18 protein-coding genes are annotated in these 23,339 nt (G+C 73.5%); 14 read left to right on the forward strand and 4 right to left on the reverse strand.

The genetic code is table 11. The features are described 5' to 3' along the window. The first annotated feature begins 346 nt into the window (after positions 1 to 346). Positions 347 to 1,276 carry a helix-hairpin-helix domain-containing protein gene (locus tag ACY34K_RS07885; RefSeq protein WP_462745185.1) on the forward strand — a complete coding sequence of 310 codons (930 nt, stop codon included), beginning with the start codon at positions 347 to 349 and terminating at the stop codon, positions 1,274 to 1,276. Further along, positions 1,273 to 3,885: a ComEC/Rec2 family competence protein gene (locus ACY34K_RS07890; protein ID WP_462745187.1), complete on the forward strand. Its 2,613-nt coding sequence runs from the start codon at positions 1,273 to 1,275 to the stop codon at positions 3,883 to 3,885. Before ACY34K_RS07885 ends, ACY34K_RS07890 begins: the two co-directional genes overlap by 4 nt. Positions 3,886 to 3,950: 65 nt before the next feature. Here ACY34K_RS07890 and ACY34K_RS07895 read toward each other — a convergent pair whose 3' ends face one another. Continuing rightward, entirely contained in the window at positions 3,951 to 4,406 is a 456-nt protein-coding gene (locus tag ACY34K_RS07895; protein ID WP_462745189.1) for a pyridoxamine 5'-phosphate oxidase family protein, read from the reverse strand. A gap of 88 nt (positions 4,407 to 4,494) precedes the next feature. Between ACY34K_RS07895 and ACY34K_RS07900 the strand changes: the two genes are divergently transcribed. Continuing rightward, on the forward strand, positions 4,495 to 4,740 hold the full coding sequence (locus tag ACY34K_RS07900) for a hypothetical protein (RefSeq protein ID WP_462745191.1): 246 nt from the start codon (positions 4,495 to 4,497) through the stop codon (positions 4,738 to 4,740). 115 nt (positions 4,741 to 4,855) lie between these two features. Then, positions 4,856 to 5,839: a DNA polymerase III subunit delta gene (gene holA, locus ACY34K_RS07905; RefSeq protein WP_462745193.1), complete on the forward strand. Its 984-nt coding sequence runs from the start codon at positions 4,856 to 4,858 to the stop codon at positions 5,837 to 5,839. 1,031 nt (positions 5,840 to 6,870) lie between these two features. On the opposite strand, the gene rpsT is transcribed toward holA, so the two are convergent. Next, positions 6,871 to 7,137 (reverse strand): 30S ribosomal protein S20, encoded by a 267-nt coding sequence (gene rpsT, locus ACY34K_RS07910; protein ID WP_462745195.1) that lies wholly within the window; start codon positions 7,135 to 7,137, stop codon positions 6,871 to 6,873. A 209-nt stretch (positions 7,138 to 7,346) separates the two neighbouring features. Between rpsT and lepA the strand changes: the two genes are divergently transcribed. The 4 genes from lepA to hemW all read left to right on the forward strand — a co-directional run bounded on the left by lepA (position 7,347) and on the right by hemW (position 14,763). Further along, positions 7,347 to 9,218 (forward strand): translation elongation factor 4, encoded by a 1,872-nt coding sequence (gene lepA, locus ACY34K_RS07915; RefSeq protein ID WP_462745197.1) that lies wholly within the window; start codon positions 7,347 to 7,349, stop codon positions 9,216 to 9,218. Positions 9,219 to 9,462: 244 nt separating this feature from the next. After that, positions 9,463 to 11,352, forward strand: a complete 1,890-nt coding sequence (locus tag ACY34K_RS07920) for an AMP-dependent synthetase/ligase (RefSeq protein ID WP_462745199.1) — start codon at positions 9,463 to 9,465, stop codon at positions 11,350 to 11,352. 174 nt (positions 11,353 to 11,526) lie between these two features. Then, positions 11,527 to 13,503, forward strand: a complete 1,977-nt coding sequence (locus ACY34K_RS07925) for a SpoIIE family protein phosphatase (protein ID WP_462745201.1) — start codon at positions 11,527 to 11,529, stop codon at positions 13,501 to 13,503. A gap of 27 nt (positions 13,504 to 13,530) precedes the next feature. Beyond that, entirely contained in the window at positions 13,531 to 14,763 is a 1,233-nt protein-coding gene (gene hemW / locus ACY34K_RS07930) for a radical SAM family heme chaperone HemW (protein WP_462745203.1), read from the forward strand. Between the two features lie 148 nt (positions 14,764 to 14,911). On the opposite strand, the gene ACY34K_RS07935 is transcribed toward hemW, so the two are convergent. Together ACY34K_RS07935 and ACY34K_RS07940 are read right to left on the reverse strand one after the other, a co-directional pair. Beyond that, positions 14,912 to 15,730, reverse strand: a complete 819-nt coding sequence (locus ACY34K_RS07935) for a DUF3097 domain-containing protein (protein ID WP_462745206.1) — start codon at positions 15,728 to 15,730, stop codon at positions 14,912 to 14,914. Between the two features lie 10 nt (positions 15,731 to 15,740). Further along, a complete protein-coding gene (locus ACY34K_RS07940) occupies positions 15,741 to 16,472 on the reverse strand; it encodes an MBL fold metallo-hydrolase (RefSeq protein WP_462745208.1) in 732 nt (243 codons plus the stop codon). 168 nt (positions 16,473 to 16,640) lie between these two features. Here ACY34K_RS07940 and hrcA point away from each other — a divergent pair, with 168 nt between their 5' ends. The 6 genes from hrcA to ACY34K_RS07970 all read left to right on the forward strand — a co-directional run bounded on the left by hrcA (position 16,641) and on the right by ACY34K_RS07970 (position 23,305). Then, complete coding sequence (gene hrcA, locus ACY34K_RS07945) at positions 16,641 to 17,657, forward strand: heat-inducible transcriptional repressor HrcA (protein WP_462745210.1); 1,017 nt, start codon at positions 16,641 to 16,643, stop codon at positions 17,655 to 17,657. Continuing rightward, on the forward strand, positions 17,658 to 18,797 hold the full coding sequence (gene dnaJ / locus ACY34K_RS07950; protein ID WP_462745212.1) for a molecular chaperone DnaJ: 1,140 nt from the start codon (positions 17,658 to 17,660) through the stop codon (positions 18,795 to 18,797). 89 nt (positions 18,798 to 18,886) lie between these two features. Further along, a complete protein-coding gene (locus ACY34K_RS07955) occupies positions 18,887 to 19,963 on the forward strand; it encodes a nitronate monooxygenase (RefSeq protein WP_462745214.1) in 1,077 nt (358 codons plus the stop codon). Then, on the forward strand, positions 19,960 to 20,691 hold the full coding sequence (locus tag ACY34K_RS07960; RefSeq protein WP_462745216.1) for a 16S rRNA (uracil(1498)-N(3))-methyltransferase: 732 nt from the start codon (positions 19,960 to 19,962) through the stop codon (positions 20,689 to 20,691). The genes ACY34K_RS07955 and ACY34K_RS07960 overlap by 4 nt, the downstream gene beginning before the upstream one ends. Positions 20,692 to 20,891: 200 nt before the next feature. Next, positions 20,892 to 22,217: an ATP-binding protein gene (locus ACY34K_RS07965; RefSeq protein ID WP_462745218.1), complete on the forward strand. Its 1,326-nt coding sequence runs from the start codon at positions 20,892 to 20,894 to the stop codon at positions 22,215 to 22,217. Next, positions 22,214 to 23,305: a tetratricopeptide repeat protein gene (locus tag ACY34K_RS07970; protein ID WP_462745220.1), complete on the forward strand. Its 1,092-nt coding sequence runs from the start codon at positions 22,214 to 22,216 to the stop codon at positions 23,303 to 23,305. Before ACY34K_RS07965 ends, ACY34K_RS07970 begins: the two co-directional genes overlap by 4 nt. Positions 23,306 to 23,339: the final 34 nt, after the last annotated feature.

Raw genomic sequence — 23,339 nt, forward strand, 5'->3', positions numbered from 1 at the left:
CGGGTGGCCGAGTTTTCCACAACGGGACGGTTTTCCACGGAATTTGAGGGCGCCGAGCGAGTGAGGGCGGATGTGCCTACCGTGCTGAGACATGGCGCTTCGAACACGCACACTCGCTTCCACGTCCGCTGCCACATCCTCGTCCGCCCCCTCCGGGGCCGCCGCGACGAGCGGCCCCGGACGAGCCCGGGGATCCGACGGCCGTGCCCGCGCCCGCGCAAGACGCCGTATGCGGGGCAGGCACGCGGCCGAGGACCCTTCGTCGGCTTCGCGCAGGCGCGCGGACGCGCTCTTCGAAGGGGCGCGGAGGTATGGGACCCACCCGCCGCCCGACGGGGCGCGACCGGTGTCCGGTGCGGCCCCGCCGCGGTGCGACGCGGGCTCGCGGCCGGCCGACGCGCTCTCATGGCCGGGCGAGGCGGCTCCACCGCCGGGCGAGGCGGTCTCAGGGCCGGCCGATGCGGCTCCACCGCCGGGCGAGGAGGAGGCGGGCGCAACCGATTCCGGCACGGCCCCCGCGGGCGATGCGGCGGAGGAACGGCCGCTCGGGCGCGGTGAGCGGTGGCGGCTCGCGCTGCTGGAGCGCCTGCCGCTGTGGGTGCGGTCGCGGTGCGGCCTGGAGCCGAGGTCGCTGGCCGCCCTGGCCGTGGTCCTGAGCGTCGCCGCGATGGTCGCCGGGCGGTACTTCTGGGCAGGCCGGCCGGAGCTGGTGCGCGCACCCGAGACGGTCGGGGAGGCAGCGCCCGCGCTGACCGGAGAGGCCACGCCAGGTCCAGGTCCTGGTGCGCGTCCCGGGCCGGGTCCGGACGAGGGGGAGAGGGCCGCGGATCCGCCGCGCACCGTCGTCGTCGACGTGAGCGGGAAGGTGGCGCGGCCGGGCGTGCTGCGGCTGCCCGCCGGGTCGAGGGTCACGGACGCGCTGCGCGCGGCGGGCGGCGTGCGGCCGGGAACGGACGTCACGGCGCTCAACCGGGCGCGCGTGCTGATGGACGGGGAACAGGTGGTCGTGGGGCTGCCCGCCCCGCCGGGGCAGCCCGGGCCGGCCGGGGCGGCCGGGCCATCCGGCGGGGGTGCTGCCCCCGCCGGACCGGTCAGCCTCAACAGCGCCACCGTGGAGCAGCTCGAAACGCTGCCCGGCGTCGGGCCGGTGCTCGCCCAGCACATCGTCGACTACCGCACGCGTCATGGGGGCTTCCGGTCGGTCGACGAGCTGCGCGAGGTCAACGGGATTGGCGAGCGCCGGTTCGCGGACCTCCAGCCCCTCGTGCGGCCATGACGCGGTCGGCGGTCCACGCCGCCTCCGGTCACCGGCTGGGAGCCGCCGATCCGCGCCAGGAAGGCCCGGTCGATCTGCGCCTGGTGGCCCCGGCGCTCGCGGCGTGGGGAGCGGCCGTGCTCGCCCTCGGCGCGCCCGGCGAGTGGACGGCGACGGGAGTGGCGCTCTGCCTGGTGGCGGCGCTCGCGACCCTGGCCTTCGCCGGACCGGCGTGCACACGACCGGCGCTCGTGAGGCGGTCGAGGCCGTCAGCCCGGCCGTCCACCGGGCCACGATCGGCCAACGTGGTGGCGTGCGCGGCGGTGTTGCTGTGTGCGGCGGCCGGCGCGGCGTCCGCCGGACTGCACGGAGCCGATCTGCGCAGAGGACCGCTGCCGGGCCTGGCGAGGGAGTACGCGCGGGTCGACGCCGAGGTGACGGTGACCTCCGACCCCCGGCCCGTCCGGCCGAAAGTGCGCGGCGCGCGGATGGCGCCCGGGTACCTCGTTCTGGACGCCGAGGCGACCCGCGTCACGGCGCCGGACGGGACCGTGACCAGCATCCGTACCCCGGTTCTGGTGATCGTGCCGCCCGGTGCCGGTCCCGGCGCGTGGACGCGGCTGCTGCCCTCGACGCGGCTGCGGCTGGCGGGACGGCTGGCGCCGCCCCAGCGGCCGGGTGATCCGTTCGCGGCGGTCGTGCGCGCCGGCGCCGGCCCACCGCGGATCGTCGGAGCGCCGAATGTCCTCCAGCGAACGGCCGGCGGGCTGCGGGCGGGACTGCGGGACGCGACCGGGGGGCTGGCGCCGGACGCCCGGGCGCTGCTGCCCGGGCTGGTCGTGGGCGACACCTCGCGCATCCCGGCCGACCTGCACGAAGCGTTCGAGGCGACCGATCTGACTCATCTTCTGGCAGTGTCCGGATCCAACCTGACCATCGTTTTGCTTCTGCTCATCGGGGCGCCCGGCACGGCCGCGAAGGCGGAACGCGGTGGGCTCGCGCCGCGGCTGGGACTCTCGCTGCGGACGACCGCGCTGCTGGGCGGGGGCCTCACGCTCGCCTTCGTCGTGGTCTGCCGACCCGATCCGAGCGTGCTGAGGGCCGCCGCCTGCGGTGCGATCACGCTGCTCGCCATCGGCACCGGCCGTCGCAGATCGCTCGTGCCCGCCCTGGCGGCGGCCGTGCTGCTGCTGGTGCTCCACGACCCGTGGCTCGCCCGCAGTTACGGCTTTCTGCTGTCGGTGCTGGCCACCGGCGCGCTGCTGACCGTCGCACCGGTCTGGAGCGCACGGCTGCGACGGCGTGGCGTGCCGCCGAGGATCGCCGAGGCGCTGGCCGCCGCGGCCGCGGCGCAGGCGGTGTGCGCCCCGGTGGTGGCCGTCTTCGCGGCCCGGGTGAGCCTCGTGGCGATCCCGTGCAATCTGCTCGCCGAGGTCGCGGTGGCACCGGCGACCGTGCTCGGGTTCGCCGTTCTCGCCACCGCACCGATCGCGATGCCCCTGGCCCGGCTGCTCGCCGGATGCGCGGAGTGGCCGGCCGAGTGGATCGCCGCTGTGGCCCGTGCCGGTGCCTCGCTGCCAGGGGCGCAGACGGACTGGCCGGGCGGCTGGTGGGGCGGTCTGCTGCTCGCGGGTCTGACGGTGCTCGTGATGGTGGCGGTGGTCGGGGCGCGGCGGCTGCGGCACCGCGGCTGGCTCGCCGCCGCGTCCGCCTCGGTGCTGCTGCTCGCCCTCGTGCGGCCCGCGCCCCTGACCAGGATCGTCACCGGATGGCCGCCCGAGGGCTGGGTGTTCGCGATGTGCGACGTGGGCCAGGGTGACGCGACGGTACTCGCCGCCGGTGACGGAGCGGCCGTGGTGGTGGACGCCGGGCCTGATCCGGTGCCCGTCGACCGGTGCCTGAGCGACCTCGGCGTCAGCCGGATCCCCCTCGTGGTGCTCACACACTTCCACGCCGACCATGTGGCGGGCCTGCCGGGCGTACTGCGCGGCCGGGCCGTCGGGGCGATCCAGACGACCGGGCTTCACGATCCGCCGGACCAGGCGGCGTTCGTCCGCAGGACGGCCGCCACGGCGGGCGTGCCGATCGTTCCGGCGGTTCCCGGCGAGCGGCGCCGGGCCGGGCCGCTCGACTGGCGGGTGCTGTGGCCCGGCCCGGCGCCCGGCAGGCCGGGCGCCGGGTTCACGGCGGGGCCGGGCAGGGCGGCTCCCGGCAGCGGGGTGTGGCGCGTTCCGGAGGGCCCGAACGACGCCAGCGTCACCCTGCTCGTCCGCACCGCCGGGGGCGTGACCCTGCTACTCCTGGGTGATCTGGAGCCACCCGCTCAGCAAGGGCTGCTGCGGGCCCATCCCGGACTGCGGCCGGTGGACGTCCTCAAGGTCGCCCATCACGGTTCGGCGTACCAGGACCCCCACCTGATGCGCACGGTGCGGCCCCGCCTGGCGCTGGTGTCGGCCGGACGTGACAACCCGTACGGCCACCCCTCCCCGCGAACGGTCGGCGCCCTGCAAGCCGGGGGAGCGGTGGTGCTGCGGACGGACCGGGACGGGGCGATCGCGGTGACGGGCTCCGGGGAGCGCCTCGGCGCCGTCCCGCGGCAGCGCGGCGGCCGGTCACCTCCCCGGACGTGACGCTCGCCGGCCGCGGTTGGGCAGGGAAGGTGACCGGGCCGGGGCCCGCGCCCTCGCGGATCGCGTCACACGAGCCACTCGCCGTCCCGCATCAACTCCCGCTCCCGCAGCTCGTTCTCCTCACGCCACGCCTTGACGGACCGGGGCACCACCCGCAGGTAGATCCACGCCGCGCGGTCCCGGGGGTCCCACCGGAGCTTCTCCGCGAAGGCGTCGGCCGACGCCGTGGGCAGGTCGCCGCCCTCGACGGCCTCGGCGGTGCCCTCGATCAGGACCACGTCACGCGTGTGCCCGAGAGAGAGCCGGACTTCGCCGCCCGGGGTGAGGTTGCGGGCGGTCGGGTTGGTCCGCTTCGTCGACATCAACAGTGTGCCCCGGTCCCACACGAAGGACAGCGGTACGAGGACAGGGCCGCCCGCGGCGGACGCGGTGGCCACCCAGACGTCCTCGTCCTTCTCCAGCCTGGCCAGTACGTCCTGTTTGCGCTGCTCCCGGCTGCGGGCCGGCTCGTGGATCGTCATGGCCGCACGCTAGCGGCGCGGCCCGCCGGTGTGCCTCGGGCATCGGCCCTAGGACCGGCGCCGTACGTCCGGTGTGAAGAATGGAGCGGTGAGTGATGTGAGACATGTGCTGGTGCTGCCCGATCGCGACTCCGCGGAGGAGGCCGCCGAAGCGCTCGGCGACCGCTTCGGCGTGAGGCACGAGCCCCAGTTGGTACGGGACGCGCTGGCGGGCGAGGACGATGCCGAGGACGCCCAGTGGCTGGTGGTGGTGGAGGACCCGGAGGGCCGGCTCGTGGCCGCCGAGCTGGACGAGTTCGCGGCCGAGTGGGACGGCTGGCGGGAGGAGCCATAGGGCGTGTTTCGGAAGTCCCGTCCGGCCGGGGGCGTCTGGCACGCACGCTCGCGGGGTAGGTGGGGCGGCGGCGGGCGGAGCCGGCTGTCAGCGGTCCGTGCGATGCTGGTTCGCGATGGCCACCAGAAAGAATCCCACCGATGACCCGCTGGCTTCCGTCACCCTCGCCGTGGGCCAGGAGGAGCTGCTCCTCGACCGCGCGGTGCAGCAGGTGGTGGCGGCGGCCCGCGCCGCCGACGCCGACACGGACGTCCGCGACCTGACGCCCGACCAGCTGCAGCCCGGCACGCTCGCCGAGCTGACGAGCCCCTCGCTCTTCGCCGAGCGCAAGGTGCTGGTCGTGCGGAACGCGCAGGACCTCTCCGCGGACACGATCAAGGACGTCAAGGCGTATCTCACCGCGCCCTTCGAAGAGATCGCGCTCGTGCTGCTGCACGCGGGCGGCGCGAAGGGCAAGGGCCTGCTGGACGCCGCGCGCAAGGCCGGCGCGCGGGAGGTGGCGTGCCCGAAGACCACCAAGCCGGCGGAGCGACTGACCTTCGTGCGCGGGGAGTTCCGCGGGCTGGGGCGGTCGGCGACGCCGGAGGCGTGCCAGGCGCTCGTCGACGCGATCGGCAGCGACCTGCGGGAGCTGGCGAGCGCGGTGTCCCAGCTGTGCGCGGACGTCGAGGGGACGATCGACGAGTCGGTCGTCGGCCGGTACTACACGGGCCGCGCGGAGGCCTCCAGCTTCAATGTCGCCGACCGCGCGGTGGAGGGGCGGGCGACAGAGGCGCTCGAAGCCCTGCGGTGGTCGTTGTCGACGGGTGTCGCGCCCGTGCTGATCACCAGTGCCCTGGCCCAGGGGGTGCGGGCGATCGGGAAGCTCTCCTCGGCGCGCGGCGGGCGGCCCGCAGACCTCGCCCGCGAGCTCGGCATGCCGCCCTGGAAGATCGACCGCGTGCGCCAGCAGATGCGGGGCTGGACGCCGGACGGCGTGGCCATGGCGCTCCGCGCGATCGCGGAGGCGGACGCGGGCGTGAAGGGCGGCGGCGACGACCCGGAGTACGCGCTGGAGAAGGCGGTCGTCACGGTCGCCCGAGCGGCGCGTCGCCGCTGAATGCGCGCGGAGCTGCCGCCCCACGACGCAGTACCGCCGTGCCGCCCCCCGCGCCTGGTTGTCTCTGGGGCTGCGCCCGCGCCCGCTGAGTGGCGGCTCCGCGCCGCGCCCGCCGAGCGCCGGTAGCTCGACCCGCGCCTGGTTGTCTCTGGGGCTGCGCCCGCGCCCGCTGAGTGGCGGCTCCGCGCCGCGCCCGCCGAGCGCCGGTAGCTCGACCCGCGCTTGGTTGTCTCTGGGGCTGCGCCCGCGCCCGCTGAGTGGCGGCTCCGCGCCGCGCCCGCCGAGAGCCGGTAGCTCGCCCCGCGCCTGGTTGTCTCTGGGGCTGCGCCCGCGCCCGCTGAGTGGCGGCTCCGCGCCGCCTCCGCCGAGAGCCGGTAGCTCGCCCCGCGCTTGGTTGGCTTCAGGGTTGAGGCGCCGCGTCCCCCGAGCGGCAGCCTCGCGCCGCCCTCGCCCCGCGCCGCCCTCGCCCCGCGCCCTTGAGCCCGCCCCGTGCCTGGTTGGCTCCGCGGTTGGGGCGCCGTGTCCGCTGAGTGGCAACCTCGCGCCACCCTCGCCCCCCGCCCCGTGCCGGCAGCCGCCCGTGCCGGGAGCCCTCCCCGCGCGGTAGCCCTGGCCGCGGCGGGAGCGTGGCCCGTGGGGGCCCGCTCGGGTGCGTACGGCCCGGCATCAGGCTGCCCGCTCGTCCCCGACGCATGTGCCCTCCGAACCACCCGCGAGTCAGGCCCGCGGGGCCGTCAGCCGCATGCCGCGGCGGACGCAGCCCGGCGTACCCCGCCCCGCAGCCACCGGACCGCCACTACACAGGTGCGCCCGCGCCACGGAGGAACGCGGAACCACCTGCCCCGGAGCGGCCCCCGCCGGGAACGCCGAAGGCCCCGGCTTCGGCCTGGGGAAGGTCGAAGACGGGGCCTTCGGGTCACGATGTTCGTCCCGCACCCGCGTGGCGAACGCAGGCCGCGTGCGAGACAGGGGGCCGGTCAGGAGCGGATGAGAGGGCCCGCTTGGTCCGTTCCGGCGGTCAAATCAAGAGCTCAGCCCTGGAGGGAGGCAACCTTGGCAGCCAGCGCCGACTTCTTGTTGGCGGCGGCGTTCTTGTGGATGACACCCTTGGAGACGGCCTTGTCGAGCTTGCGGGACGCCTCGCGCGCGGCCGTGGTGGCCTTCTCGACGTCACCCGCGGCGGCAGCCTCACGGGCCTTGCGGATCGCGGTCTTGAGCGACGACTTGACGGCCTTGTTGCGCAGGCGCGCCTTCTCGTTCGTCTTGTTCCGCTTGATCTGGGACTTGATGTTCGCCACGAAAGAGCCTTTTCAGGTTCGTAAGGATTTCCTTGAGGTGTGCCCCGTCAGCTGAGAGGGCTACGAGACACAGCTGCCCAGGTTACCAGTCGCCCACCGGGCGGCCCAAACCGAGCGCCCGTCCCCGTCCGTGGGACCATGGAACCTACGTATCGATCCGACGTCGACCCGAGCAGAGACGCCCGGCGCCTCAAGAATCAGGACCCTGCGTGCCCGCGACCCCTACCCACGTGCCCGAGCCGAGCCGTACCGACCCGGCGCTGATCCGCAATTTCTGCATCATCGCGCACATCGACCACGGCAAGTCGACCCTCGCCGACCGGATGCTCCAGCTGACCGGTGTGGTCGAGCAGCGGCAGATGCGCGCTCAGTACCTCGACCGTATGGACATCGAGCGTGAGCGCGGTATCACGATCAAGTCCCAGGCCGTGCGTCTGCCGTGGGCGCCCACCACCGGACCCGGCCAGGGCAGCACCCACATCCTCAACATGATCGACACACCGGGGCACGTCGACTTCACCTATGAGGTGTCGCGGTCCCTGGCGGCCTGTGAGGGCACCATCCTGCTCGTCGACGCCGCCCAGGGCATCGAGGCGCAGACCCTGGCCAACCTGTACCTGGCCATGGAGAACGACCTCACCATCGTGCCGGTGCTCAACAAGATCGACCTGCCGGCGGCCCAGCCGGAGAAGTTCGCCGAGGAGCTCGCGAACCTGGTCGGCTGCGACCCGGACGACGTGCTGCGCGTCTCCGCCAAGACCGGCATCGGAGTGGAGGCCCTGCTCGACCGCGTGGTCAAGGACGTGCCGGCGCCGGTCGGCGTCGCCGACGCCCCCGCCCGCGCGATGATCTTCGACTCGGTCTACGACTCCTACCGGGGTGTCGTCACCTACGTCCGTGTCATCGACGGTCAGCTCAACAAGCGCGAGCGCATCCGCATGATGTCCACCGGCGCGACCCACGAGCTGCTGGAGATCGGGACGAACTCGCCGGAGATGCTCCCGGCCGACGGGCTGGGCGTCGGCGAGGTGGGCTACCTCATCACCGGTGTGAAGGACGTCCGGCAGTCCAAGGTCGGTGACACCATCACCACCCTGCACAAGGGTGCGACCGAGGCCCTCGGCGGCTACAAGGACCCCAAGCCGATGGTGTTCTCCGGCCTCTACCCGCTGGACGGCTCCGACTACCCCGAGCTGCGCGACGCCCTGGACAAGCTCCAGCTCAACGACGCCGCGCTGGTCTACGAGCCGGAGACCTCCGCGGCCCTCGGCTTCGGCTTCCGCGTCGGCTTCCTCGGCCTGCTGCACCTGGACGTGATCCGGGAGCGGCTGGAGCGCGAGTTCGGGCTCGACCTGATCGCCACCGCGCCCAACGTGGTCTACCGCGTGGTGATGGAGGACGGCACCGAGCACACCGTCACCAACCCGAGCGAGTTCCCCGAGGGCAAGATCAGCGAGGTGTACGAGCCGGTCGTACGCGCGACGATCCTCGCGCCGAGCGAGTTCATCGGCTCGATCATGGAGCTGTGCCAGACCCGCCGCGGCACCCTCCTCGGCATGGACTACCTCTCCGAGGACCGGGTCGAGATCCGCTACACCCTCCCTCTCGCGGAGATCGTCTTCGACTTCTTCGACCAGCTGAAGTCCAAGACCCGCGGGTATGCCTCGCTGGACTACGAGCCCACCGGCGAGCAGGCGTCCAGCCTGGTCAAGGTCGACATCCTGCTGCACGGGGACAAGGTCGACGCCTTCTCCGCCATCACGCACAAGGACGCGGCGTACGCGTACGGCGTGCGGCTGGTCGCCAAGCTGCGCGAGCTCATCCCGCGGCAGGCCTTCGAGGTGCCGATCCAGGCGGCCATCGGCTCCCGCGTCATCGCGCGCGAGACGATCCGCGCGATCCGCAAGGACGTCCTCGCCAAGTGCTACGGCGGCGACATCTCCCGTAAGCGCAAGCTGCTGGAGAAGCAGAAGGAAGGCAAGAAGCGGATGAAGATGGTCGGCTCCGTGGAGGTTCCGCAGGAGGCCTTCATCGCGGTGCTGTCCAGCGACGACTCCGCCGGTGGCAAGGGCAAGAAGTAACCTTCGCCCCGCCCCGCTCGAAAGCGCCCGTTCGGTCCACGGACGGGCGCTCTCGCATTCCGGAGCACCGGGCAGTCGTTATGAACCGGGAATGAACCGCAGGTCCGCCACCCCTTACGCGGCGGACCCCGGAGCTCTAACCTGATCCCGCTCGACGGTTACTCGCCAGTTAAACAATGCAGGTACCCCACACGCCCCACTCGTACAGCCCTGTCCCAGCCGCAGGCCAGGCCCGGAGGATGTCGTGAGCGACACACAGACCTTGATCGAGAACCGACCGCCCTCCGTGGCGAACCTCTTCCTTGAGCGCGTGGAGCGGACGCCCAACGCGGAGGCCTACCGCTACCCGGTGCCCTCCGCCACCGGTCAGGGCCCTGACGACTGGAAGACACTCAGCTGGGAACAGGCCGCCGACCGGGTCTTCGCGATCGCCGCCGGACTCGTCGACCTCGGCCTCCAGCCCGAGGAGCGCGTCGCGCTCGCCTCCGCCACGCGCGTGGAGTGGATCCTCGCCGACCTGGGCGTGATGTGCGCCGGCGCCGCCACCACGACCATCTACCCGCAGACGAACGCCGAGGAGTCGGCGTACATCCTCGCCGACTCCGAGAGCCGCGTCCTGATCGCCGAGGACGCCGCGCAGCTCGCCAAGGCCCGCGAGCGCCGAGCCGACCTGCCGAACCTGGCCCACGTCGTGGTGATCGACCCGGCGGGCGTCGAGGAGGACGCGGCCGACCCCGAGGGCTGGGTGCTCTCCCTCGCGGACCTGGAGAAGCGCGGCCAGGAGTACCTGGAGAAGAAGCCCGAGGCGGTCAAGGACCGGGTCGCCGCCATCTCCAGGACACAGCTCGCCACGCTCATCTACACCTCCGGCACCACCGGCCGCCCCAAGGGCGTACGGCTGCCGCACGACAACTGGTCGTACATGGCCAAGGCGATCGCCTCCACCGGCCTCATCAGCCAGGACGACGTGCAGTACCTGTGGCTGCCGCTCGCGCACGTCTTCGGCAAGGTGCTGACATCCGGTCAGATCGAGGTCGGGCACGTCACCGCGCTCGACGGCCGCGTCGACAAGATCATCGAGAATCTTCCGGTGGTCCAGCCGACGTACATGGCCGCCGTGCCCCGCATCTTCGAGAAGGTCTACAACGGGGTCGCGGCCAAGGCCCGGGCCGGCGGCGGCGCCAAGTTCAAGATCTTCCAGTGGGCCGCCGGAGTCGCCCGCGAGTACGCCAAGGTCACCCAGGACAACTTCCGTCGCACCGGCCGGGCGACGGCCCCCTTCGGCCTCACCACCAAGCACAAGATCGCCGACGCGCTCGTCTACTCCAAGCTCCGTGAGGCGTTCGGCGGGCGGCTGCGCGCCGCCATCTCCGGCTCGGCCGCCCTCTCGCCCGAGATCGGCTACTTCTTCGCCGGCGCCGGCATCCACATCCTGGAGGGCTACGGCCTCACCGAGTCCAGCGCCGCGTCCTTCGTCAACCCGGGCGAGGCCTACCGCACCGGCACGGTCGGCAAGCCGCTGCCCGGCACCGAGGTGCGCATCGCCGACGACGGCGAGATCCTGCTGCGGGGCCCCGGCATCATGGAGGGCTACCACGGGCTGCCGGAGAAGACCGCCGAAGTGCTGGAGTCCGACGGCTGGTTCCACACCGGCGACATCGGCGAGCTCTCCGCGGACGGCTACCTGCGGATCACCGACCGCAAGAAGGACCTGATCAAGACGTCCGGCGGCAAGTACATCGCGCCCGCCGAGGTCGAGGGACAGTTCAAGGCCGTCTGTCCGTTCGTCTCCAACATCCTCGTCCACGGCGCAGACCGGAACTTCTGCACCGCGCTCATCGCGCTCGACGAGGCCGCCCTCCTCGGCTGGGCGGAGGAGCACGGACTCGGCGGCAGGCCGTACGCCGAGGTCGTCGCGACTCCGCAGGTCGAGCAGCTGGTCCAGGGCTATGTGGACCGGCTCAACGAGGGGCTGCAGCGCTGGCAGACCATCAAGAAGTTCCGGCTGCTGCCGCGCGACCTCGACATCGAGCACGGCGAGTTGACGCCCAGCCTCAAGCTGAAGCGGCCCGTCGTCGAGCGTGAGTACAAGGACCTGATCGAGGAGATGTACGCCGGGACCAGGGAGTCCTGACCCTCCGTCACCACAGGGGCGGGGCGGGCCGGTCGATCCGGCCCGCCCCGCTCTCCGTGTTTTCGTGGCCATTGTCCGCCCACTTCGGTGACTCCACGCTTATGAGTGAGCTCGATCTGTCACCCTGTCGGTGTCCGGAGTACGAGCCGACCAGGAGCCGACAAGGAGCCACACGTGGTGTCCTTTCCGACACAGCGGGAGACCGGCGAGCTCTCCTCTCACGGGGCTGTACCGCCCGCGGGCCCGACCACGGCACGGACCAGTCTGCCGGGCAACCCGCTCGCGCCGGCCGCGGCCCGCCGGTTCGTCAGGGCCGCCCTCGCCGACTGGACCGGCCTCGCGCTGCCCGCCACCGCCGCCATCACCGACCGGGTCGCCGACGACGCCGTCCTCGCCGTCGACGAACTGGTCACCAACGCCGTCGTCCACGCCGGCACGACCGTCGAACTCCTCTTCCGGCTGGAGGAGCCCGCCGAGGCCCGCCCCGCGGCCCTCGTCCTCGAGGTCTCCGACCACCACCCCGCCCGGGCGGTACGCAACGAGCACGGGCCCGAGGAGAGCGGCGACGCCGAGTACGGCCGGGGCATCCAGCTCGTCGCCGCCCTCGCCGAATGCTGGGGCATCACCTACCGCCCCGGCCTCAAGACCGTCTGGGCGCGGCTGCCCCTCGACGGCTGGGACGCCTGCCCGGTGCCCGGCGGCGAGCCCGCCATCCAGCGAGGACTGCGCGCCGCCGAGATCCTCGCCCCCGCCCCCCGCAGGGCCGTCCGCGACGACTGCGCCTGGATCAGCCGCGGTGCGCCCGCCTTCCTCGCCGAGGCGTCCGACCTGCTCGCCGGACAGCTCGACGAGGACATGATCGCCGCGCTCGCCGGACAGCTCCTGGTGCCCCGGCTGGCCGACTGGTGCGCCTTCTGGCTGGAGGGCGAGGGCGGGGAGTGCGCCGCGCCCCGGCTCGCCCGCGTCTGGCACGCGGACGAGTCCGCGATCGAGAAGCTGCGCACGGACCTCCAGGACCACCCGCCGGGCACCCCGGAGCCCGCCCGCACCGGCCCGGTCCCCTGGCTGGCCGCCGCGCCTCCCGGCGCCTGCGACGAGGCCGTCCCCAGCGACGGCCCCGACACCGCTCCGGACGGCCGTCCCGACACCGGCCCGGACAGCGACGAGCACGGCACGGCCCTCGCGTACCGGCTGGTCGTGGGCGGCCGCGGGCTCGGCACCCTGATCGTGGGCCGCTGCGACCCGCTCCCGATCCCCGACGCCGTCAGTGCGCTCATCGAGGACTTCGCCCGCCGGGTGGCCCTCGCCATCGGCGCGGCCCGCCGCTACACCCGCCAGGCCACCATCAGCCGCGTGCTCCAGCGCGGCCTGCTGCCCAGCCAGGTGGCCCAGATCCCCGGCGTGGAGAGCCGGGTCGTGTACGAGCCGAGCGACGAGGGCCTCGCGGGCGGCGACTTCTACGACGTCTTCCAGGCGGGCACCGGCGGCCGCCGCTGGTGCTTCATGCTCGGCGACGTCCAGGGCAGCGGCCCCGAGGCGGCCGTCGTCACCGGTCTCGCCCGGCCCTGGCTGCGGCTCCTCGCCCGCGAGGGCCACGACGTCGGCGAGGTCCTCGACCGGCTCAACCGGCTGCTCCTCGACGACGCCACGGAGGCCGCCGAGGCCGCCGCCCTCATGGGTGCCGTCGCCGGCGGCACCGAGCCCCCCACCGATGGACCGGCCCAGTCACGGTTCCTCTCGCTGCTGTACGGAGAGCTGGTCCCGCTCCCGGAGGAGGACGGCGGAGGCGCCCGCTGCACCCTCGCCTGCGCCGGGCACCCCCTGCCCCTGCTGCTGCACCCCGACGGCACGGTGACGCCCGCCGCCACGCCCCAGGTGCTCCTCGGCGTCGTCGACGACGTGGGCTACGAAAGCAGCACGTTCCACCTCGCCCCCGGGGACACCCTCCTCTGCGTCACCGACGGCGTCACCGAGCGGCGCTCCCGGAGCGGCCGCATGTTCGACGACGGAGACGGGCTCGCCCGTGCACTGGCCGACTGCGCGGGCCTGCCCGCCCGGGACGTCGCCGACCGCATCCACCGTGCCGTGCACGCCTTCGGCGAGGCGCCCGTGCGGGACGATCTCGCCCTGCTCGTGCTCCACGCCCAGTGACCTCCGCGGTGACGGACAATGGGCGGTATGCCTTCCGTACTGCCCGATGGTGAGCCCATGCCCGAGGACGGCGCGCTGCCCGCGTCCGCCCTGCTCGGGGCCGGCGAGCGGCCGCTCGGGTTCTATCTGCACGTCCCGTACTGCGCCACGAGGTGCGGGTACTGCGACTTCAACACCTACACCGCGACCGAGCTGCGCGGCTCCGGCGGCGTCCTCGCCTCCCGCGACAACTACGCCGCCACCCTGACCGACGAGATCCGCCTGGCCCGCAAGGTGCTGGGCGACGACCCCCGGCCGGTACGGACGGTCTTCGTCGGCGGAGGTACGCCGACGCTGCTCGCCGCCGAGGACCTGGTGACGATGCTGGGCGCCGTCCGGGACGAGTTCGGCCTCGCCGACGACGCCGAGATCACCACCGAGGCCAACCCCGAGTCGGTCGACCCGGCCTACCTCGCCGCGCTCCGCGAGGGCGGCTTCAACCGGATCTCCTTCGGCATGCAGAGCGCCCGGCAGCACGTCCTGAAGGTCCTCGACCGGACGCACACCCCGGGCCGGCCCGAGGCGTGCGTCGCCGAGGCCCGCGCGGCCGGCTTCGAGCACGTCAACCTCGACCTGATCTACGGCACGCCGGGCGAGAGCGACGACGACTGGCGGGCCTCCCTGGACGCGGCGATCGGGGCCGGCCCCGACCATGTGTCGGCGTACGCCCTGATCGTCGAGGAGGGCACCCAGCTGGCCCGGCGCATCAGGCGCGGCGAGGTGCCGATGACGGACGACGACGTCCACGCCGACCGGTACCTGATCGCGGAGGACGTGCTCTCGCGCGCCGGTTTCGCGTGGTACGAGGTGTCCAACTGGGCCACGTCGGAGGCCGGGCGTTGTCTGCACAACGAGCTGTACTGGCGCGGCGCCGACTGGTGGGGCGCCGGGCCGGGGGCCCACAGCCACGTCGGGGGCGTGCGGTGGTGGAACGTCAAGCACCCCGGCGCGTACGCGGCGGCGCTCGCGGAGGGCCGGTCGCCCGGCGCCGGGCGCGAAGTCCTCTCGGAGGAGGACCGGCGCGTGGAGCGGGTGCTGCTGGAGCTCCGGCTGCGGGAGGGGGTCGAGCTGGGGCTGCTCAAGGCCGCGGGCCTGGCCGCGGCCCGCAAGGCTCTCCAGGACGGGCTGCTCGCGCCCGAGCCGTACGCGTCGGGGCGCGCGGTCCTGACGCTGCGCGGGCGGCTGCTCGCCGACGCGGTCGTACGGGACCTGGTGGACTGACCCCCGGGGCCCGCTCGCCGGGCGACCGGCACCCCCGCCACGGCGGGGACCACGCCCTGCGGGGCGGAGTCGACGAGCTCGTCGACGCCCCCCCGCATCCGCGGGGAAGACCGCTGCCCCGAGGGCCGACGACCGTCCGGGGCAGCGGTCACAGGCGCTCGGCGTCGCCGGCCGTCACATGGTCGATCAGTCGCTCCACGGCGCCCAGGAGCGCCGGTTCGAGGTCCTTGTAGCTGCGGACCCTGGAGAGGATGTGCTGCCAGGCCGCGCCCGTGTTCTCCGGCCGGCCCAGGGCGCGGCAGACGCCCTTCTTCCAGTCCTGCCCCGGCGGGACCGTGGGCCACGCGGGGATGCCCACGGACGACGGCTTCACCGCCTGCCACACGTCGACGAACGGGTGGCCGACCACCAGGGTGTGGGGGTCCGAGACTTGCGCCGCGATACGGGACTCCTTGGAGCCCGGCACCAGGTGGTCCACCAGGACACCCAGCCGGGCGTCCGGGCCCGGACCGAACTCGCGCACGATGGCCGGGAGGTCGTCGACGCCCTCCAGGTACTCCACCACGACGCCCTCGATGCGCAGGTCGTCGCCCCACACCCGCTCCACCAGCTCGGCGTCGTGGCGGCCCTCCACATAGATCCGCCCGGCGCGCGCCACCCGCGCGCGGGCGCCGGGGACGGCGATCGAGCCGGAGGCGGTGCGGGAGGGGCGCGCGGCCGCCGCGGCCGCCGGGCGGACCAGGGTGACCGTCCGCCCCTCCAGCAGGAAGCCGCGGGGCGTCAGCGGGAAGACCCGGTGCTTGCCGAACCGGTCCTCCAGGGTCACCGTGCCCGCCTCGCAGCCGATCACGGCACCGCAGAAGCCCGTGCCGACCTCCTCCACCACCAGGTCCGGCTCGGCGGGCACTTCGGGCACCGGCGCCGGACGCTTCCACGAGGGCGTGAGGTCAGGGTCGTAACTGCGCATTCGCCAGACGCTACGACACGTGGAACCGACGGGCCAGTTCCTCGCGTTGGGCGCGGACGAACGCCGCGTCGACGACCGCGCCGTGGCCCGGTACGTACACCGCGTCCTCGCCCCCGAGCTCCAGCAGCCGGTCCAGCGCGGCCGGCCAGCGCGAGGTGATCGCGTCCGGCCCCGCCTGCGGGTCGCCCGACTCCTCCACCAGGTCGCCGCAGAACACCACCTCGGGGGAGCCCGGCGTGCCCGGCACCAGCAGCGCCAGGTCGTGGCCGCTGTGACCGGGCCCCACATTGGCCAGCAGCACCTGCCGGCCGCCCAGCTCCAGCGTCCACTCGCCGCACACCAGGTGGTGCGGCAGGACCAGCACGTCGGTCGCCTCCACGGCCTCGCCCTCGTCCACCCCCTGGTTCACGGCGTCCTTGCGCAGGGACTCCCGCTCCCGGGCCATCAGGGTGTCGACGCCCACCGCGCCGTACACCTCCGCCCCGGCGAACGCCGCGGTGCCCAGGACATGATCGAAATGGGGGTGACTGAGTGCGATATGCGTCACTCGGCGGCCCCCGAGCATCGCCTGCACCTGCGCACGGATCTCGGCGCCCTCGCGCAGTGTGGCGCCCGTGTCGTACAGCAGCGCACAGTCCTCGCCGACCACCAGAGCGGTGGTCGCGTCCCAGACCGGGAGCCTGCGCCGGCCCACCCCGTCCGCGAGACGCTCCCACCCGAAGTCTTCCCAAGCGACGTCCATACAGCGACGCTATCTGCAATCGACCAGCCGCGGCGCGCGGTAGCGTGGTCGGCCGCCCTTGCTAGGGGCGTACCCCGGCGCCGTACACTGGCGACGGGATTGCTGGCACTCGGGCGTTGCGAGTGCCAGCGATGAGGAAGCGACCGGAGCCAGCTGGAGGTGTGCGCCATGCTCAGCGAACGCAGACTCGAGGTGCTGCGCGCCATCGTCCAGGACTACGTCGGCACCGAGGAGCCCGTCGGCTCCAAGGCCCTCACCGAGCGTCACAAGCTCGGCGTGTCGCCGGCCACGGTGCGCAACGACATGGCGGTGCTGGAGGAGGAAGGGTTCATCGCCCAGCCCCACACCAGCGCGGGCCGCATCCCCACCGACAAGGGCTACCGGCTCTTCGTCGACAGGCTCGCCGGCGTCAAGCCGCTGTCGTCGCCCGAGCGCCGGGCCATCCAGAACTTCCTGGACGGCGCGGTGGACCTCGACGACGTGGTGGGCCGCACGGTGCGGCTGCTGGCGCAGCTGACCCGGCAGGTCGCGGTGGTGCAGTACCCCTCGCTGACTCGTTCCACCGTGCGTCACGTGGAGCTGCTGTCGCTGGCCCCGGCCAGGCTGATGCTCGTCCTGATCACGGACACGGGCCGGGTGGAGCAGCGCATGGTCGACTGCCCCGCGCCGTTCGGCGAGACGTCCGTGGCCGATCTGCGGGCGCGGCTGAACAGCCGCGTGGTGGGGCGCCGCTTCACCGATGTGCCGCAGCTGGTGCAGGACCTGCCCGAGTCCTTCGAGCAGGAGGACCGGGGGACCGTCTCCACGGTGCTGGCCACGCTGCTGGAGACCCTGGTGGAGGAGACCGAGGAGCGGCTGATGATCGGCGGTACCGCCAATCTCACGCGCTTCGGGCACGACTTCCCCCTGACGATCCGGCCGGTGCTGGAGGCTCTGGAGGAGCAGGTCGTGCTCCTCAAGCTGCTCGGCGAGGCCAAGGATTCGGCCATGACCGTACGGATCGGGCACGAGAACGCCCATGAGGGGCTCAACTCCACGTCCGTCGTCGCGGTCGGCTACGGTTCGGGCGACGAGGCAGTCGCCAAACTCGGCGTGGTCGGACCGACCCGCATGGACTACCCCGGAACGATGGGAGCGGTACGCGCAGTGGCACGTTACGTCGGACAGATCCTCGCGGAGTCGTAAGTGGCCACGGACTACTACGCCGTACTCGGCGTACGCCGCGACGCGTCCCAGGACGAGATCAAGAAGGCCTTTCGTCGCCTGGCACGTGAGCTCCACCCGGACGTGAATCCGGACCCCAAGACGCAGGAGCGCTTCAAGGAGATCAACGCCGCCTACGAGGTGCTGTCGGACCCGCAGAAGAAGCAGGTCTACGACCTCGGCGGCGACCCGCTGTCGGCCTCCGGCGGCGGTGCGGGCGCGGGCGGCTTCGGCGCCGGCGGCTTCGGCAACTTCTCGGACATCATGGACGCCTTCTTCGGGACGGCGTCCCAGCGCGGGCCCCGGTCGCGGACGAGGCGCGGCCAGGACGCGATGATCCGGCTGGAGATCGAGCTCAACGAGGCGGCCTTCGGCACGACCAAGGACATCCAGGTCGACACGGCCGTCGTCTGCACCACCTGCTCGGGCGAGGGCGCCGCTCCCGGTACCTCCGCCCAGACCTGCGACATGTGCCGCGGCCGCGGTGAGGTCTCCCAGGTGACCCGGTCCTTCCTGGGCCAGGTCATGACGTCGCGTCCGTGCCCCCAGTGCCAGGGCTTCGGCACCGTGGTGCCGACGCCCTGCCCCGAGTGCGCGGGCGACGGCCGGGTCCGCTCCCGCCGCACGCTCACGGTCAAGATCCCCGCAGGTGTCGACAACGGCACCCGGATCCAGCTCGCGGGCGAGGGCGAGGTCGGCCCGGGCGGCGGCCCCGCCGGCGACCTGTACGTCGAGATCCACGAGCTGCCGCACCCGGTCTTCCAGCGGCGCGGCGACGATCTGCACTGCACGGTGACGATCCCCATGACCGCCGGCGCGCTCGGCACGAAGGTGCCGCTGGAGACGCTGGACGGGGTCGAGGAGGTCGACATCCGGCCCGGTACGCAGTCGGGGCAGTCGATCCCGCTGCACGGGCGCGGTGTCACCCACCTGCGCGGCGGTGGACGCGGTGACCTCATCGTCCACGTCGAGGTGCAGACGCCGTCGAAGCTGGACCCCGAGCAGGAGCGGCTGCTGCGGGAGCTGGCGAAGCTGCGGGGCGAGGAGCGGCCGACGGGGCAGTTCCAGCCCGGGCAGCAGGGTCTGTTCTCCCGGCTGAAGGACGCGTTCAACGGCCGCTGAGGTCCCTCGGGGGCCTCGCGGCGCGGGTCCGGGCACGGTGGCGCGGAACCGGATTCGGCGGGGCGCGGAGGGCGTGGCACCATGCGTGCATGTCCTCCGCACTGACCGATCTCTGCCGGTTCCCGATCGTGCAGGCCCCCATGGCGGGTGGCGCGTCCTGTCCGCAGTTGGCGGCCGCCGTGTCCGAGGCCGGTGGCCTCGGATTCCTCGCCGCGGGGTACAAGACGGCCGACGGCATGTACCAAGAGGTCACACAGGTCCGGGGGCTGACCTCGCAGCCGTTCGGCGTCAATCTGTTCATGCCGCAGCCGGGCCACGCCGACCCCGCGGCCGTGAACGTCTACCAGCAGCAGCTCGCGGGGGAGGCCGGCTGGTACGACACGCCGCTCGGCGATCCCGACGCGGGGCGGGACGACGGGTACGAGGCGAAGCTGGCCATCCTGCTCGACGACCCGGTTCCGGTGGTGTCGTTCACCTTCGGGTGCCCCACGCGAGAGACGCTCGACGCGTTCGCGCGGGCCGGGACGTTCACCGTCGTGACGGTCACCTCGCCCGAGGAGGCACAGGCAGCGCAGTGGGCCGGGGCCGACGCCGTGTGCGTGCAGGGCATCGAGGCCGGCGGGCACCAGGGCACGCACCGGGACGACCCGGAGACCGGCTGTGCGGGCAGCGGTCTGCTGTCGCTGATCCCGCAGGTCCGGGAGACCGTCCAGCTCCCCGTCATCGCCGCCGGCGGGCTGATGCGCGGCAGCCAGATCGCCGCGGTCCTCGCCGCCGGGGCCGTCGCCGCCCAGCTGGGCACGGCCTTCCTGGTGTGTCCCGAGTCCGGAGCGAACGTGCTGCACAAACAGGCCATGACCAATCCCCTGTTCACCCGTACGGAACTGACCCGGGCGTTCTCCGGGCGGCCCGCGCGCGGGCTGGTCAACCGGTTCATGCGCGAGCACGGGCCGTACGCCCCCGCCGCGTACCCCGAGGTGCACCACCTGACCAGCGGACTGCGCAAGGCGGCCGCGGCCGCGGGCGACCCGCAGGGCATGGCGCTGTGGGCCGGACAGGGCCACAAGCTGGCCCGCGAACTGCCCGCCGGGCAGCTCGTCGAGGTCCTGAACGCCGAGCTGGACTCGGCCGTGTCCGCGCTGGCGCTGCGGGGTGTGGCCTCGTGACCGCCCCCGTCTTCGTCGTCGACCACGTCACCGCCGGAACGATCACCCTGGACGGCCCGGAGGGCCGCCACGCCGTGTCCGTGCGCCGGCTGCGGGTGGGGGAGGAGATCGTCCTCACGGACGGCGCCGGCAACGGCGCGTACGGCACGGTCGCGGCGGTGGAGGGCAAGGACCGCCTGGACGTCACCGTCACCGAGGTCCGCACCGAGCCCGATCCCACGCCCCGTATCACCGTCGTCCAGGCGCTGCCCAAGGGCGACCGGGGCGAGCTGGCCGTCGAGACCATGACCGAGACCGGCGTCGACGCGATCGTGCCGTGGGCCGCCTCCCGCTGCATCACCCAGTGGAAGGGCGACCGGGGCCTGAAAGCGCTCGGCAAGTGGCGGGCCACCGCGCGGGAGGCGGGCAAGCAGTCCCGCAGGCTGCGCTTCCCGGACGTCGGCGACGCGGCGTCGACCAAGCAGATCGCGCAACTGCTGGCCGCGGCGGACTTCGCGGCCGTCCTCCACGAGGAGGGTGCCGAACCGCTGGCGACCGCCGAACTGCCCGCGTCCGGTGAGATCGTGCTCGTCGTCGGCCCCGAAGGGGGTGTGTCGCCCGAGGAACTGGCGGTGTTCGCGGAGGCCGGCGCGAAGCCCTACCGGCTGGGGCGCAGCGTGCTGCGCACGTCGACCGCGGGCACGGCCGCGGCGGCCCTGCTGCTGGGGCGGACCGGCCGCTGGTCGTGACGGAATCCGGTCGTGCCGGGCCGCTGGTCGTGCGGGGCCGCGGGCTGTGCGGGGCCGACTGCTGCCGATGGCCGCCCGACGGCACGAGCGGCGACCGGATGTGACGGCTCCTCAAAACCCGCACTGCATGCGCTCCGTATGACGGGTGCACGTCCACACCCGGTGGGCCGGCTGTCGGAGGCCCTTCGTAGGGTGGCGGCATGTCCGACGAGTCCCCCCTGATCCGCAGCCTGCGCACGGCCGTCGCCGCGGCGCCCGGCGATGTCCCCCTGCGCCTGCACCTCGCCGAACTCCTGCTCCAGGCAGGACGGAACGACGAGGCGGTGACCGAGGCGGCCGTCGCGCTGCAGCACGCGCCCGGCGACGCGGACGCCCGTGCCCTGATGGCCCGCGCCATGGGCATGCCGCCGGCCACCCCGCCGCCCACCGCACCGGCCCCGCAGACCCCTCAGGCCCCTCAGGCCCCCGTTCAGGCCCCCGCGCCGCAGGCCCCGAGGATCCCGTCCCCACGGGACGGCGAGGCGTTCGACTGGACCGCGGCCGAGCAGGAGGTCGGCGACCTGGTGCCGCCCCGGTTCGTCGAGGGCGGCCTGGACGAGCCGCTGACCTCCGACGGCAGTGGTGACGCCGGGGACGCCGACGCCTGGGACATCGACGCGCCCGGCGGCGTACGGCTCGCGGACGTCGGCGGCATGCACGAGGTCAAGGACCGGCTGGAGGCCGCCTTCCTCGCCCCCATGCGCAACCCCGAGCTGCGAAAGCTGTACGGCAAGAGCTTGCGCGGCGGGCTCTTGCTGTACGGCCCGCCCGGCTGCGGCAAGACGTTCATCGCCCGCGCCGTCGCCGGTGAACTCGGCGCGAACTTCCTGTCGGTCTCGCTCAGCGACATCCTCGACATGTACATCGGCGCGTCCGAGAAGAACGTCCACGACATCTTCGAGACAGCCCGCCGCCAGGCCCCCTGCGTGGTGTTCCTCGACGAACTCGACGCACTGGGCGCCAAGCGCAGCCGCACCCACCACGGCGGGCTGCGCAATGTCGTCAACCAGCTCCTCACCGAACTCGACGGCATCGCGGGCAGCGCCAACGACGGCGTCTTCGTGCTCGCCGCCACCAACGTCCCGTGGGACGTGGACATCGCGCTGCGCCGCCCCGGCCGGCTGGACCGCACCCTGCTCGTGCTGCCGCCCGACGCCGCCGCCCGGGACGCGATCCTCCGCTACCACCTGCGCGACCGCCCCATCGAATCGGTCGACCTGGGCAAACTCGTCAAGGTCACCGAGGACTTCTCCGGCGCCGACCTCGCCCACGTCTGCGAGACCGCCGCCGAGTCGGCGCTCCTGGACTCGGCCCGCACCGGCACCGTACGCATGATCAACATGTCGGACCTGCTCGGCGCGGCCAAGCAGATCCGGCCCTCCACCGATCCCTGGTTCGCCACCGCCCGCAATGTGGCGACGTTCGCCAACGACGGCGGGATGTACGACGACCTGCTCACCTACCTGAAGAAGAAGCGCCGTCTGTGACCGCACCCGAGGCCCTCACGCTGGAGCGCGCGGAGACGCTCTACGACCTGGAGCGTTATGAGCAGGCCGGTGCGCTCGCCGCCCAGCACCTGGGCCGGCACCCGGACGACGGCGCCGCCCTGGCCCTGCTCGGCCGCTGCCGCGCCAGGCTCGGGGACCACGGGGAGGCGCTGCGCCTCGCCGACGAGGCCCTGCGCCACGATCCGGAGCTGCTGTCGGCCTGGTACCTGCGCGCGGACGTACTGGCGCGCGGCCGCAACTGGGTGGACGCCGAGGACGCGGCCCGGCGCGCCCTCGCGCTGGCGCCGCACCACTGGGGCTCGTACCACGTGCTCGCCTCCGTGCTCGACCGATCGGGGAACCCGGCCCGCCGCCAGGAGGCGTACCGCCTGGCCCTCCGCGCCGTCGAGCTGGCCCCGGAGGAGGACGCCACCCACTTCCTCCTCGGCCTGATCGCCCACCGGACCCGCGACCACCGCACCGCGCAGAGGGCGTACGAGACCGCGCTGCGTCTGAACCCGCAGAGCAGCGAGGCGCACAACAACCTGTCCCTGCTGCACCTGCGCAAGCGGTGGTACCGGCGCGGCGCCTGGAAGCAGGCCGCCGAGGGGTTCGTCGACTCCGCCGCCCTCGACCTGGACGACCGCGAGGCCCGCTTCAACCTGGAGACCATGGCGTGGGGCACCGCCGCCGGTGCCCGCTGGGTGGCCCTGGCGGCGTTCATGGTCTCCATGGTCGGCTCGGCCGGGATGCGTACCGGCGGCTCCTCCACCGGTGACGTGACCGGCTGGCTCGTCGGCATCGCGGGGTTCCTCGCCCTGTGGGGCGGCTGGGTGCTGTGGATACGGCGACGGGTGCCTCCGCGGGTGCGCCGCCCGCTGCTGCTGGTGGCGCGCCGGTGCCCGCCCGTGCTGTGGATGGCGGGCGCGGTGGGCCTGATCGGTCTGCACTCGGCGATCGCCCTCGCCCTGCCCCGGCTCCCCGGCGGAATCGTCGGTGCGCTCGGCGCGCCGCTGTTCTGGGGCGTGGTCCTCACGTACTGGATCAGCAGGTCGGCACTCGGCCGTCGGGCGCCGCGCCGACGTTAAAGTACCCACGTAGCCAACTGGAAAGGACCCGGAG

This window comes from Streptomyces sp. STAM6, assembly GCF_054963715.1.

What these genes read in the sequence shown, in the direction of transcription:
- ACY34K_RS07890 (WP_462745187.1), top strand. Translation starts at nt 1,273, where the DNA reads ATGACGCGGTCGGCGGTCCACGCCGCCTCCGGTCACCGGCTGGGAGCC.
- ACY34K_RS07940 (WP_462745208.1), bottom strand. Translation starts at nt 16,472, where the DNA reads ATGGACGTCGCTTGGGAAGACTTCGGGTGGGAGCGTCTCGCGGACGGG.
- ACY34K_RS07965 (WP_462745218.1), top strand. Translation starts at nt 20,892, where the DNA reads ATGTCCGACGAGTCCCCCCTGATCCGCAGCCTGCGCACGGCCGTCGCC.
- ACY34K_RS07955 (WP_462745214.1), top strand. Translation starts at nt 18,887, where the DNA reads ATGTCCTCCGCACTGACCGATCTCTGCCGGTTCCCGATCGTGCAGGCC.
- ACY34K_RS07935 (WP_462745206.1), bottom strand. Translation starts at nt 15,730, where the DNA reads ATGCGCAGTTACGACCCTGACCTCACGCCCTCGTGGAAGCGTCCGGCG.
- ACY34K_RS07895 (WP_462745189.1), bottom strand. Translation starts at nt 4,406, where the DNA reads ATGACGATCCACGAGCCGGCCCGCAGCCGGGAGCAGCGCAAACAGGAC.
- hrcA (WP_462745210.1), top strand. Translation starts at nt 16,641, where the DNA reads ATGCTCAGCGAACGCAGACTCGAGGTGCTGCGCGCCATCGTCCAGGAC.
- holA (WP_462745193.1), top strand. Translation starts at nt 4,856, where the DNA reads ATGGCCACCAGAAAGAATCCCACCGATGACCCGCTGGCTTCCGTCACC.
- hemW (WP_462745203.1), top strand. Translation starts at nt 13,531, where the DNA reads ATGCCTTCCGTACTGCCCGATGGTGAGCCCATGCCCGAGGACGGCGCG.